Annotated in this window: 10 protein-coding genes; 5 read left to right on the top strand and 5 right to left on the bottom strand. The window is 69.7% G+C overall.

The genetic code is table 11. From position 1 onward, the window contains the following. Positions 1 to 193: 193 nt before the first annotated feature. The 4 genes from BLV72_RS37270 to BLV72_RS37255 are packed head-to-tail and all read left to right on the top strand — an operon-like array spanning position 194 to position 3984. Entirely contained in the window at positions 194 to 1111 is a 918-nt protein-coding gene (locus BLV72_RS37270; RefSeq protein WP_093467939.1) for an SDR family NAD(P)-dependent oxidoreductase, read from the top strand. A gap of 8 nt (positions 1112 to 1119) precedes the next feature. Further along, positions 1120 to 1995 carry an amidohydrolase family protein gene (locus BLV72_RS37265; RefSeq protein WP_093470772.1) on the top strand — a complete coding sequence of 292 codons (876 nt, stop codon included), beginning with the start codon at positions 1120 to 1122 and terminating at the stop codon, positions 1993 to 1995. Positions 1996 to 2005: 10 nt separating this feature from the next. Then, positions 2006 to 3532: an acyl-CoA synthetase gene (locus BLV72_RS37260; protein ID WP_093467937.1), complete on the top strand. Its 1527-nt coding sequence runs from the start codon at positions 2006 to 2008 to the stop codon at positions 3530 to 3532. After that, positions 3529 to 3984, top strand: coding sequence for a MaoC family dehydratase (locus tag BLV72_RS37255; RefSeq protein WP_093467936.1), 456 nt, complete (start codon positions 3529 to 3531; stop codon positions 3982 to 3984). Before BLV72_RS37260 ends, BLV72_RS37255 begins: the two co-directional genes overlap by 4 nt. 49 nt (positions 3985 to 4033) lie before the next feature. On the opposite strand, the gene BLV72_RS37250 is transcribed toward BLV72_RS37255, so the two are convergent. Together BLV72_RS37250 and BLV72_RS37245 are read right to left on the bottom strand one after the other, a co-directional pair. Then, entirely contained in the window at positions 4034 to 4687 is a 654-nt protein-coding gene (locus tag BLV72_RS37250; RefSeq protein WP_093467934.1) for a response regulator transcription factor, read from the bottom strand. 4 nt (positions 4688 to 4691) lie between these two features. Beyond that, positions 4692 to 5900: a sensor histidine kinase gene (locus BLV72_RS37245; RefSeq protein WP_093467933.1), complete on the bottom strand. Its 1209-nt coding sequence runs from the start codon at positions 5898 to 5900 to the stop codon at positions 4692 to 4694. A gap of 263 nt (positions 5901 to 6163) precedes the next feature. Here BLV72_RS37245 and BLV72_RS37240 point away from each other — a divergent pair, with 263 nt between their 5' ends. Next, the gene (locus BLV72_RS37240; RefSeq protein WP_093467932.1) at positions 6164 to 7330 is read left to right on the top strand and encodes a glycoside hydrolase family 113 protein; all 1167 of its coding nucleotides are present in this window, start codon (positions 6164 to 6166) and stop codon (positions 7328 to 7330) included. Between the two features lie 273 nt (positions 7331 to 7603). Here the strand turns inward: BLV72_RS37240 and BLV72_RS37235 are convergent, their stop codons facing one another. From BLV72_RS37235 to BLV72_RS37225, 3 genes are all read right to left on the bottom strand, one after another. Beyond that, positions 7604 to 10015 carry a CaiB/BaiF CoA-transferase family protein gene (locus tag BLV72_RS37235; RefSeq protein ID WP_167746474.1) on the bottom strand — a complete coding sequence of 804 codons (2412 nt, stop codon included), beginning with the start codon at positions 10013 to 10015 and terminating at the stop codon, positions 7604 to 7606. 67 nt (positions 10016 to 10082) lie between these two features. Then, complete coding sequence (locus BLV72_RS37230; protein ID WP_208905850.1) at positions 10083 to 10883, bottom strand: enoyl-CoA hydratase-related protein; 801 nt, start codon at positions 10881 to 10883, stop codon at positions 10083 to 10085. 31 nt (positions 10884 to 10914) lie between these two features. Further along, the gene (locus tag BLV72_RS37225) at positions 10915 to 12354 is read right to left on the bottom strand and encodes a sodium:solute symporter family protein (RefSeq protein WP_208905849.1); all 1440 of its coding nucleotides are present in this window, start codon (positions 12352 to 12354) and stop codon (positions 10915 to 10917) included. Positions 12355 to 12394: the final 40 nt, after the last annotated feature.

Raw genomic sequence — 12394 nt, 5'->3', positions numbered from 1 at the left:
TGGCGGGCTCCCTGGTCTCGGCCCCGGCGGCGCCGTATCGGCTCCCCGGAAGGGTTGGTCTCGTGTGGGGAGTCCAGTATGACGCACCCGAGGTAGACAACAACTGTTGACGACAACAATTATTGTGCTTAGCTTCGATCTCGATACCACTCCCCGCGCCCAGCCGGCGCACCCCATGCGAAGGGACTCGCTCGTGCCCACCATCGATCTGACCGGCAAGGCCGCCGTCGTCACCGGCAGCGGCCGGGGCCTCGGCCTCGCCTATGCACACGCCCTCGCCGCCCACGGCGCGTCCGTGGTCGTCAACGACATCGACCAGGACGCGGCCGAACAGGCCGTCAAGTCCATCACCGAGGCCGGGGGCACCGCCGTGGCCGAGGTGGTCCCCGTCGGTGGCGCCGAGGCGGCCGACCGGCTGGTGAGCCGTGCCGTCGAGGCGTTCGGCCGACTCGACGTCCTGGTGACCAACGCGGGCATCCTGCGCGACAAGGTGCTGTGGAAGATGACCGACGAGGACTTCGACGCGGTCATCACCACCCACCTGAGGGCCACCTTCACCTGCGCTCGCGCCGCCGCCGTGCGCATGCGCGAGCAGGGCGAGGGCGGCACGCTCGTCCTCGTCGGCTCCCCGGCCGGGCAGCGCGGCAACTTCGGCCAGACCAACTACGCCGCCGCCAAGGCCGGAATCGCCTCCATGGCCCGCACCTGGTCCATGGAACTGTCCCGCGCGAGCATCACCGTCAACGCGATCGTGCCGGTCGCCGCCACCGCGATGACCGAGACCATGCCCGCCCTCGCCCCGTATGTGGACGCCCTCAGGAACGGTGAGCCGCTGCCGGACTTCCTGCGCAAGGGGGAGGGATTCGGCACGCCGGAGGACTGCGCCGCCCTCGTCCCCTTCCTGGCCTCCGACGCCGCCCGCGGCATCACCGGCCAGTGCATCGGCATCGGCGGCGACAAGGTGGCGCTCTGGTCGCATCCGCAGGAGATCCGGGCCGCCTATGCCGACGGCGGCTGGACCTCCGGCGCCCTGGCCGATGCCTGGCCCACGTCGATCGGCGCCGAGCCGCAGACGGTGGGTATCCCCGCGCCGAAGATTCCGGAGGCGTGATGGACATGATGGACCTCCAGGATCTGGTCGCCATCGACGTCCACACCCACGCGGAGGTGTCCGCCAAGGGCCGCTCGTCCCTGGACGACGACCTGCACGACGCCTCCTCCGCCTACTTCAAGGTCGAGGGCAACCGGAAACCCACACTCGAGGAGACGGCCGCCTACTACCGCGAGCGGCGGATGGCCGCCGTCATCTTCACGGTGGACGCCGAGTCCGCGACCGGCACCGAGCCCGTCCCGAACGAGGAGGTCGCCGAGGCCGCCGCCGCCAACGCGGACGTCCTCATCCCCTTCGCCTCCATCGACCCCTTCCGGGGCAAGGCCGGCGTGCGCCAGGCCCGGCGGCTGGCCGAGGAGTACGGCGTGAAGGGCTTCAAGTTCCATCCCAGCGTCCAGGGCTTCTTCCCCAACGACCGCTCGGTGGCGTACGGCCTGTACGAGGTGATCGAGGAGACCGGCACCATCGCGCTCTTCCACACCGGCCAGACCGGCATCGGCGCCGGTGTTCCCGGCGGGGGCGGCATCCGCCTGAAATACTCCAACCCGCTCCATGTGGACGATGTGGCCGCCGACTTCCCGCAACTGAAGATCATCCTGGCGCATCCGTCGTTCCCCTGGCAGGACGAGGCCCTGGCGGTGGCGACCCACAAGCCCGGCGTGCACATCGACCTGTCCGGCTGGTCCCCGAAGTACTTCCCGCCGCAGCTCGTGCAGTACGCCAACACGCTGCTGCAGGACAAGGTCCTGTTCGGTTCGGACTTCCCGGTGCTCACCCCGGACCGATGGCTGGCCGACTTCGAGAAGCTCTCCCTCAAGGACACGGTCAAGCCGAAGATCCTCAAGGAGAACGCGGCCCGACTGCTCGGGCTGACGCAACCGTGAGAGGTGTCAGATGCGCAACGAGGGACTGGGGTCGTGGCCCGCACGCCGGGCCCGCAAAACCCCGCACCGCACCGCCCTGATCCACGGCGAGCGGTCGACCGACTACCGCACCCTGCACACACGCACCACCCGCCTCGCCCACGCCCTGCGCGCCCGAGGCATCCGACGCGGCGACCGCATCGCCCACCTCGGCCCCAACCACCCCGCCTACCTGGAGACCCTGTTCGCCACCGGCCTCCTCGGCGCCGTCTTCGTCCCCCTCAACACCCGCCTCTCCGGACCCGAGATCGCCTACCAGCTCGCCGACTCCGGCGCCAAGGCACTCATACACGGCCCCGCACACGCCCGGCTCGTCGCCGGGCTGCCGGCCGACACCGGGGTACGGACCTGTCTCGAGATCGGCGACGCGTACGAACAGGCCCTGGCAGCCGCGTCGGCCGAGCCGATCGACGAACCGGTCACCCCCGACGACACCTGCCTCATCATGTACACCTCGGGGACGACCGGCCGCCCCAAAGGCGCGATGCTCACCCATGCCAACGTCATCTGGAACGCCGTCAATGTGCTGGTCGACCACGACCTGTTCGCCGATGAACGCGCCCTGGTATCCGCCCCGTTGTTCCACACCGCCGGCCTGAACATGATCACCTTGCCGGTGTTGCTCAAGGGCGGCACCTGCGTCCTGGTGGAGGCCTTCGACCCGGGGACGACCCTCGACCTGATCGAACGGCACCGCATCACCTTCATGTTCGCAGTGCCGACGATGTTCGACCAGGTGGCTCGGCATCCCCGCTGGGCCAATAGCGATCTGTCCTCGCTGCGCATCCTCACCTGCGGCGGATCACCGGTGCCCACCCCGCTCATCGCCGCCTACCAGAAGCGCGGGCTCACCTTCCTCCAGGGCTACGGCATGACCGAGGCCGCGCCCGGCGCACTCTTCCTGGACGCCGAACACGCCACCGGCAAGGCGGGCTCGGCGGGCGTACCGCACTTCTTCAGCGACGTACGGGTCGTACGGCCCGACCTCACCCCGGTCGACATCGGCGAGACCGGCGAAGTGGTGGTGCGCGGACCCCATGTGATGTCCGGCTACTGGGGACTGCCCGAGGAGACGGAGGCCGCCTTCGCGGACGGCTGGTTCCGCAGCGGGGACGCGGCCCGGGTCGACGAAGACGGGTACGTGTACATCGTCGACCGCATCAAGGACATGATCATCTCTGGTGGCGAGAACATCTATCCCGCCGAGATCGAGGACCTCCTCCTCACCCACCCGGGCATCTCCGAGTGCGCGGTGATCGGGGTACCGCACGAGAAGTGGGGCGAGGTGCCACGCGCGGTCGTCGTCCCGGCAGCGGGCACCGAACTCGATCCGGAGCAGGTGCTGGCATCACTGTCCGGGCACCTCGCCCAGTACAAGATCCCCAAGTCCGTGGTGGTCGCGGACGAACTTCCGCGCACCGCCTCCGGAAAGCTCCTCAAGTCCCGGGTGCGCCGCCGCTACGGCACCCCCATCCCTGAACAGAAAGCGGACTCATGAGCATCACCGTCAACGGCCTGGACGAACTGAAGAAGCTCGCCGGCAGCGACCTCGGCACCAGCGAGTGGATCGAGGTCACACAGGACCGCATCGACACCTTCGCCGACGCCACCGGCGATCACCAGTGGATCCACACCGACCCGGAGCGAGCGGCCCAGGGCCCCTTCGGCGCACCGATCGCACACGGCTACCTCACCCTGTCCCTGTTCATCCCCCTCTTCACCCAACTGCTGGACGTGCGGGGTGTGACCACCAAGGTCAACTACGGCCTGAACAAGGTGCGTTTCCCCGCGCCGGTGCGGGTCGGATCCCGCCTGCGGCTCGCCGCCCGGCTCAGCTCGGTCGAGGACGTGCCCGGCGGTGTCCAGATCGCCGTCGACGGCACGATCGAGGTGGACGGCGGCACGAAGCCCGCGGCCGTGGTGCAGACTCTGTCCCGCTTCTACGTCTGAGTCGAGGCAGTGCACGGCGAGCGCCGCGTCCCCGATCCGCTCGCCCCGGTCAGGATCGCGAGTGAGCGTCGTGGGTGAGGAGCGCGAGCTGGACGCGGTTGTCCAGGTCCAGTTTGGCCAGGGCGCTCGAGAGGTGGGCCTTGACCGTGCCGAGGGACAGGTGCAGACGGGTGCCGATGTCGGTGTTGGACAATCCCTCGGCGACCGCCTCGGCCACCTCGCGCTCCCGCTCGGTGAGCAACGCCAGCCGTTGCCGGGCGTGTTCGGCCCGGTCGTCCGGCCCGGCCGCCGCGTACTCGATGAGAGCACGCGCGGCGGAGGGCGACAGTGCGGGTTCGCCGAGAGCGGCCCGGCGTACCGCGGCGACGATGTCCTCGGGCGCGGTGTGTTTGGCGAGGAACCCGGCGGCGCCCGCGCGCATCGCCTCCAGGACCAGGCGGTGTTCGTCGAAGGTGGTCAGCACGATTACCTGCGGGACCTTCGTACCGTGGCGGGTGAGTGCGCGGGTGGCCGCGAGGCCGTCCATGACGGGCATCCGGATGTCCATGAGCATCACATCGGGCTCGTGTTCGCCGACGGCGGCGGCCGCCTGGGCACCGTCCGCCGCCTCCGCCACCACCTCGATGCCGTCCGCCCCGCGCAGCATCATCTTCAGCCCGGTCCGTACCAGGGGGTCGTCGTCGGCCAGCAGCACTCGGATCATGGCATCACCTCGCGGACCACGGTAGCCGGGCGCACAGCGTGAAGGTGCCGTCGGCAGCCCTGTGGTCGAGGGTGCCGCCGTCGAGGCGGACGCGTTCGGCGAGCCCGGTCAGACCGGCGCCGGTGCCCGGGATCGCCTCGTCGCTGCGGGGAGCGGCGGGCAGCTCGTTGCGGACCTCCACGGTGAGGCCGCGGCCCGGACCACCGGCCAGGCATACGCTGACCGGTGCGCCGGGCGCGTGCTTGCGGGCGTTGGTCAGGCCCTCCTGGGCCACGCGGTAGACGGTGCGGTGCAGTTGGCTCCGCAGCTCGTGGACGGCGTCGGCGGCCAGTTCGGGGCGGAAGTCCACCGGCTGGCCGGTGGCGCGGGCATCCGCGACGAGAGAGCCGATGTCCTCGATCCGCGGGAGCAGCGACACCGGCTCGCCGTCGCCCTCCGCCCGCAGCAGGTGCAGCACCTCCTGCAGTTCCTCCACGGCCTCGTGCGCGCTCCCCCGGATCACCTCGGCGCTCTCGGCGACCTCGGCGCTGTCGAGTGCGGGTCCGGCACCGGCTCGCGCCTGCCGGGTGCGGTAGGCCAGCGCGCCCGCGTGCACGGAGAGCAGGGAGATGCGATGCGCCAGCACATCGTGCATCTCACGTGCGATGGCCTGGCGTTCGCCGCGACGGGCGTCGGCGAGCCGGCGCTCGTGTTCGGCCCGGGCCCGCTCGGCGTCCATCCGCAGCCGCTGGAGGAGCAGCCGCCGGGACCGCAGGGCGTGGCCCCAGGCGAAGGTGGTCAGGAGGTAGGCCAGGCAGAACGCGGCATCGATGAACAGGTTCGTACCCCGCCCGTACAGCAACAGGCCGGAGGGCACCATGCACACCACGTACGCACCGAGCGTCAGCAGTGCCCGCCGCCAGCGGAGGCGAAGCGCGAAGTTGGTGACGATCACCGCGCCCGCGGGCAGCGCGCTGGTCGCCAGCGCCACCGCGGGCAGCCCGATCAGGGCCACGGCGAGCGGGAAACGGCGCCGCCACCACAGCGCGAGGCAGGCCACGAGCCCCAGCAGCGGGTCCAGTTCCGCCACCCGGCCCGACAGCTCGCCCTGTTCCTCCACGACGCCGAGGACGACCAGGCCGAGGAAGACGGCGGCGCAGAAGAGCACCGCGTCCACCGCCCAGTCGCGCCAGGTGCGCCCGGCCGGGAGGTCGGGGTCGGGGCCGTTGGTCATAGGGGTGAGGGTATGCGGACCGCCGAGGGCGGCACATCGGCCGACCGGCCAGACCACCTTGGCCACTTGGCACAGGCAGTGGCGCCGAACGTGGCTTCGGTGCCGGGACCGTGGTCCGTTACGGCTTCTCGGGTCGTTCGTTCGCCAACGGCGGCAGGTCCTTCGTCCTGACGCCCGCTCCCTCTTTGCAGACCATCGGCGAATGGTGCCGACTCCGGTGGCCCCCGCAGGCTGCTGCCATCCGAAAGACGGGAGAGAACGAGATGGGCGCAGCCCAGGTCAGCAGGGCACGGTTGCTGCGGCTCGCGGGAGCCGTCGCAGTGGGTGCGGCGCTTCCCGCGGGGCACGCCGCCGCGGCGGAGTGGCAGAACGGAACACACACCTCGCCCGATCGGAAACGGGCGGGGGACGCAAAGCCGGGCGGGGTGCGCTATCGCGGCGTCGTCTACGAGGTAGGGCAGGGCGAGACCCCGGCGACGGGATGGAGCGCGGCGCGTGCCCGGGCTGATCTGCGGTCGATCCGCCGCCAGTTGCACGCCGACACGGTGAAAGTCACCGGCGACGGGGTCGAACGGCTCACGCGCACCGCGGCCGAGGCGGCCGAGAACGGTCTGCACGTCTGGCTGGAGCCGACCCTGGGGGACGTGCCCGCCGACGACATCCTCGACCACCTCGCGGAGACCGGACGGTTCGCGGAACGACTGCGCCGGCAGGGCGTGCGGACGCATCTGAACGTCGGCTGTGAGTTCATGCTGTTCGTGCCCGGAATCGTGCCCGGCGCCACCGCGACCGAACGGATCGACAACCTGGTCAAGGGCAACTACGACCCGGTGAAAACGGCCCAGCGCCTGCGCCGCTTCACCGCACGGGCCGCCGCCGTCGGCCGCTCGGTCTTCCGCGGCCCCCTGTCCTATGGGGCCGCGCAGGACGAAGACGTCGACTGGGACCTGTTCGACCTGGTGTGCATCGACTACTACGGCTGGTATCCGAACCGCTCCGGACACGTCCGGGAGCTGCGCACGTATCAGCGCCACGGCAAGCCGCTCGCGATCACCGAGTTCGGCTCCTGCACCTTCAAGGGCGCTCCGCGCCTGGGCGGCATGGCCTGGGACGTCGTCGATTACTCCACGACGCCACCGCGGGTGAAGAAGGGGCTGGTGCGCAGCGAGCGCGAACAGGCCGCCTACCTGACCGACGTGTTCGGCGTGTTCGAGTCGATGAACCTGTACGCGGCCATGGCCTATACCTTCCTCACGCCCGACGCACCGCACCGCCGCGAGCAGCGACTCGACCTGGACATGGCCGGCTACACCCTGGTGAAAGTGATCCGGGACCGCCCGGCGGATCCGAACTCTCCCTGGCACTGGGAACCCAAGGAATCATTCGAAGCCCTGGCCGACGCGTACGCCCGCCACCAACGGCATCCCTGAGACTCCGGCCGACAGCGGGCTGTGACACGGTGAGCACGCGGGTTCCGCCTCGGTGTTCTCATCGGTCAGCGTTGCCCACAAGGATGGTGCCAGACACGGATGCGCCGCCCAAGCTCTGCGGGCACCGCCAGGAGGATCGTGGTCCGGGAGACGCCCGGAAACTTGGTGATCGAGGTGCTCGTGTTCCCCGGATGGGTCGGCGGCGCACGAGCGTGACTCAGGCGGCCACCGGGCGTGGTCGTGTCGGCTCGGCCCCGGCAGTGGCAGGAGCGATCACAGACCTGCCCGGCTCCTCTCTTCCGGTTCAAGGCCGTCAGCGTCCTGGCTCCCCAGGACGGCGGTGGTGTGCTGGCCCAACAGCGGCGCCGCCGAAGTGGGCTGCAGGATCAGGCCCGCAGCTTCCAGGGGCAGGCCGGCATACTCGTGGGTGCCGGCCTCGGGGTGGGTCAGGCGGGCGAACCACCCTCGATACCGCAACTGTGGATCTTCGAACAGATCCTTGCCGTTCTGTACGGGAGCGGCCGGGACGCCGGCTCGCTGCAATCGCCGCGCGAGAGTCGCCTTGTCTTCTCCTCCGGTCACCGACGACAGGCGGCGTGTGATCTCGTCCGCCCTGGCCTGCCGCCCGGCCACCTCCCGCAACGACGGATCCTCCGCCCAGTCCGTCCAGCCCAACTCCCCGCACAGGGCCGACCATTGGGCCTGATCGAGGACGGCGATGGCGATCCACTGGTCCTCTCCTTGGCAGGGAAACGCGTCGTGGGGGAAGGCGCCGGGCCGCCCGTTGCCCCGCGGGGCGGGGTCCACGCCCGTGGCGATCGCGTCCAGAATGATCTCGCCGATCCAGGCCATGGCGGCTTCACGCTGAGCCACCTCGACATATTGGGCGCGGCCGGTCCGCTCGCGGTGGAGGAGCGCGGTGAGCGCGGCCGCGGCGCCGGCCAGACCTCCCATGGGGTCGAGGTAGGCAGACCCTGAGCCCAGGGGGCCGGAGGCTTCGTCGTATCCGATGAGCGAGGCGATCCCGGACATGGCCTCCATGGTCTGCCCGTAAGCGCGATGGGTCTGCAGCGGCCCGGTGGCACCGAATCCGGACATTTCTACCATGACCGTGGTGGGGTTGACCTTACAGAGCTCATCGAAGCCGAGCCCCAGTCGTTCCATGGTGCCCGGGGTGAAGTTGGTGACCACCAGATCGCATTCCCCGCACAGCCCGAGCGCCCGTTTCCGCCCGGTGTCGGTCTTCAGGTCCAAGAGCACCGACTTCTTGCCCAGGTTCTGCGCGTTGAACCAAGCGTTGCGGTTGTACGGACGGTCGCCCGGGTCGGCATCCGGATAGAACTCCGTGGCGGTCACGGACTTGGCCGGGCCGCGCCAGGCATCCATCCTGGTGGCGCTCTCCACCTTGAGTACCTCCGCACCCAGCAGGGCGAGGATGCGGGTAGCCAGGGGGCCGGACCAGGCCGTCGTGAAGTCGACCACGCGCACACCCGCCAGCGGCCTGTGCGGAGCTACGGCGCGCCGGCCGTCGGCGACCGGGCCACGCGGAGCCTGTGTGCCGTACCGCTCACCGGATCTCGCTCCGGCGGCGGCGCCTGGTTCGTAACCGGCGGGTCGCCACATCGGGCCCAGAACCAGCTGTTGCCGGCCTTCGAATTCCGTGTGCCGCCAGAAGTCTCTGGCCAGTAGTTGGGGATCGTGTCTGAGTTCGCCCGGTGTACGTACCGGCGACATCACCAGCCGACGCTCCACCGCGGCCCGGAGCAGGCTCTCGCGGCTGTGTTTCCGTGATCGCTCCTCGATCCGCGCGAACGCGGGCTGGACGCCGTGCATGAAGGTCTGCCACGACGAGAACGGCGGCGAGTCCGCGAGGTCGTCGGCGCCCACGGCGGCCAGCAGTTCGGCCAGTCGGCCCTCCATGGCGAAGGCGGTCATCCAGCCGTCGGCGCAGCGTATTCGACCCTTCGGCCGGTTCAGCTCACCGCGCTGAGCGATCGTGGCGCTGTAGGCCCACTGCGCGGAGAAGTTCTGTTCCATCGCGGCCGCGGCTTCGTGCACCGCGATCCGTACGATCTCCCCGCCGGGTCCGGAGGCCGGACGTGTGCGCAGTCGGGCCACCAGTGACAGATAGAGGAACAGACCGGCTGCGACGTACGCCCGGTTCCCCGCGCCGTGCAGCGGAGGGCGCCCCGCGAGACCGGTGTAGTGCATCGAGCCGGACAGCGCCTGGTGGATGAGCTCCGACCCCTGCCAGGTGCGGTACGGCCCCTCGTCGGCGAAGTCGGTGGCGACCGCGACCAGCGCGTGCGGCACGAGCCGGGCGGCGACGGCGGCTTCGGCACGGTCGGACACGACCACTACGTCAACGTCCGTGCCGCACTGCCTCACAGCACCTTCCAGCCCGTCCTCCGGGAGGGTGCGGATGGTCTTGGAGTGGTTGAGGTGGAGGTGCAGAGCCCAGTGCGGGCGGGAATCCGGCGGGTCGGTCAGGGTGGCACGGGCCGCCGGCGGCGGAGGCTGCACAAGTGTCACCGCTGCCCCGTGGTCAGCGAGCAGCCGGGCGGCGAACTGGCCGGCGACGGTGCGGGACAGGTCCAGGACCTGTACTCCCTCGAGAGGGAGACTTCGCGCAGCATCGTGCCGGGTGTCGTCTGTCGAATCGCCGGCTGAGAAAGCAACCGTCACAGTAGGTGTCTCCGTTCTGATGCGCGGCGAGCAGAGCCTCTCGCCGCCCGGTCTGGCGTCTGTTCCCTCACCTGCCGACGAACACCGGGGGCCGCTTCGCCACGAACGCCTTCGCGGCCTCGGCGGCGTCTTCGGTCCCGGCACACCGCGAGTGCCTGACCGCCTCGCTGTCCAGCGCCTGGTCGAAGCTTGTGTATTCGCTCTCGAGGAGGTTCCGCTTCATCAGTCGCAGCGCGATGGGTGGCGCTTCCGCCAGGCCCCGGGCGATGGTGTGGACCCGCTCGAGGAGCTGTTCGGCCGGGCAGATTTCCGACACCAGGCCGATGCGCAGCGCCTCATGGGCATCGAACGGCTCGGACAGCAGGTACTTCTCCCGGGCCCGGCCGAAGCCGACGATCCTCGGCAAGGTCCAGGTTCCGCCGAAGTCACCGGACAGGCCCGCGTCGCGGAAGGCGGCATTGAAGCGGGCGTGGTCGGCGGCGAATCGCAGGTCTGTCGCGCAGGCCCAGGACAGGCCCGCCCCCGCGCAGGCGCCGTTGATGGCGGCGATCGTCACCGCGGGCATCGTGTGCAAAAGTGCCGCGGTCTCCATGTAGGTGCGCAGCTGCGCCGCGGCCGCGTTGCCGCGCAGGGAGCCGGTGACGGCGCCGCCCGGCCCCTGGGACAGATCACCGCCCGCGCAGAATCCGCGGCCGGCGCCGGTGAGGATCACGACCTTGACGGCCGGGTTCTGCGCGAGTTGGGAGAACACCTTGTGCGCCTGCTCCAGCAGGTCGGCGGTCATGGTGTTCAGCTTCTCGGGGCGGTTCAGCGTCACCAGGGCGATCCCTGCGTGGTCGATCTCGCTGGTCACCAGCTCGGTCACCATCATCTCCTCCTCGATCTGGGCGTCACGGCTCTTACCGTGCGCCGGTGCTCAGGTGGTGGTCGGTCGGGACAGCGGAGGGTCCCGTGGCCGTGGGGATGTCTTTCCGCGCCGTGCCGATCGGCGTGCGCGCCTTGGCGCCCCGCCCGCTCAGCTGGGCGATGGTCATGATCACCAGGGGGGTGAGGATCGCGATGTAGGCGTTGTCGATACCGAAGGGGTCGCCTGCGATGTACCAGCCGACCACTGCGGGCAGGGACAGGCAGATCGAGGCCAGCGCACCCTGCCGGGAGCCGAACGAGGGCCGATAGAACATCAGGACGACGAACACCGCCAGGGAGGCCCGCAACGCCTTGGCCAGGAAGGTCACTCCCAGGACGTCCGAGGCGAACAGTGCCACCACGACCGGGATCAGCCCGCAGACGAGCGTGGACAGCCGGGCGAATCGCACGGCCTTGGCCTCGTCGTTCTCCTTGTTGAAGTAGGGCTGGTGAAAGTCCTTGAGCAGCAGCGTGGAGGAGCCGATCGTCAACGCGGAGATCAGACCGAACACCGAGGCGATCAGGCCGGTCACCGCGATGCCCTGCAGGAACGGATTGAGGTCGACGACCATCGACGGCAGTGCCTGCAGGCTGTCGATCTCGGGGTGCACGACTGCCGCGCAGACACCGATGAGTGCTGCGAGGATGCCGTAGGGGATCAGGATGAGGCTGGTGTACAGCCCCGCGGTCCTGGCTTTGGCCTCGCTGCTGACGGTGGTCATGGCCTGGACGACATACTGGGTGGCGAACATCGCGCCGCCTCCGGCTACCAGCCAGGCACCGATCTGGCTCCAGCCGACTCCGTCCCAGTCGAGCATCCGCGGCGGCAGAGCGACTCTCAATCCGTGGTAGCCGTCCGCGGCGGCATAGGCGGCGATTGCCACGACGACAATCCCGATGATCTTGACGGCGATATTGATCAGGTTGGTGTAGATGACCGACCGCATGCCGCCGATCACCACGTAGACGCTTGCCAGGACGCCGACGATCACGACGGCCCAGTCCGCGTCGATCCCGAGCAGGGTGGCGATCATCGCGCCACCGCTGACGTAGGCCGCGGTGGCCACCAGCAGCAGCGAGGTGATCATGGTCAGGGACGCGACGCGCCGTACTCCGGGTCCGTACGCCCGTTCCAGCGCGCCCGAGATCGTCACCTCGTCGAGCCGCTTGAACCGCTTCGCGAAGAGCAGGGCGAAGATGACGAATCCGATCCCCAGGGCGCCGAGGTTCCAGGCGGCGGAGATACCGGAGGTGAACGCACCTTGAGCGGTCCCGACGCTGGCCGAGGTCCCCACGACCTCGGACGCCATGAACAGTCCGATCACGGCTGCCGGGAAGACCCGGCCGCCGCGGACGAATCCCTCTGCTGTCCTGCCCGCTTTACGGGCGATGACGCTCACCGCTGCTATCACGATGATGTAGGCCACCACCATCAGAACAACTATCTGGAAAGACGACACTGTTTCTCCTTGG

The sequence above is a fragment of the Streptomyces melanosporofaciens genome (genome assembly GCF_900105695.1).
Taxonomy (GTDB): Bacteria; Actinomycetota; Actinomycetes; order Streptomycetales; family Streptomycetaceae; genus Streptomyces; species Streptomyces antimycoticus.
Note: the sequence above shows the minus strand (reverse complement) of the source record. Positions and strands in the feature narration are given on the sequence as shown.

Coding starts and splice junctions, on each gene's coding strand:
- BLV72_RS37265 (WP_093470772.1), top strand. CDS start 1,120: ATGGACCTCCAGGATCTGGTCGCCATCGACGTCCACACCCACGCGGAG.
- BLV72_RS37260 (WP_093467937.1), top strand. CDS start 2,006: ATGCGCAACGAGGGACTGGGGTCGTGGCCCGCACGCCGGGCCCGCAAA.
- BLV72_RS37255 (WP_093467936.1), top strand. CDS start 3,529: ATGAGCATCACCGTCAACGGCCTGGACGAACTGAAGAAGCTCGCCGGC.
- BLV72_RS37250 (WP_093467934.1), bottom strand. CDS start 4,687: ATGATCCGAGTGCTGCTGGCCGACGACGACCCCCTGGTACGGACCGGG.
- BLV72_RS37245 (WP_093467933.1), bottom strand. CDS start 5,900: ATGACCAACGGCCCCGACCCCGACCTCCCGGCCGGGCGCACCTGGCGC.
- BLV72_RS37240 (WP_093467932.1), top strand. CDS start 6,164: ATGGGCGCAGCCCAGGTCAGCAGGGCACGGTTGCTGCGGCTCGCGGGA.
- BLV72_RS37230 (WP_208905850.1), bottom strand. CDS start 10,883: ATGGTGACCGAGCTGGTGACCAGCGAGATCGACCACGCAGGGATCGCC.
- BLV72_RS37225 (WP_208905849.1), bottom strand. CDS start 12,354: ATGGTGGTGGCCTACATCATCGTGATAGCAGCGGTGAGCGTCATCGCC.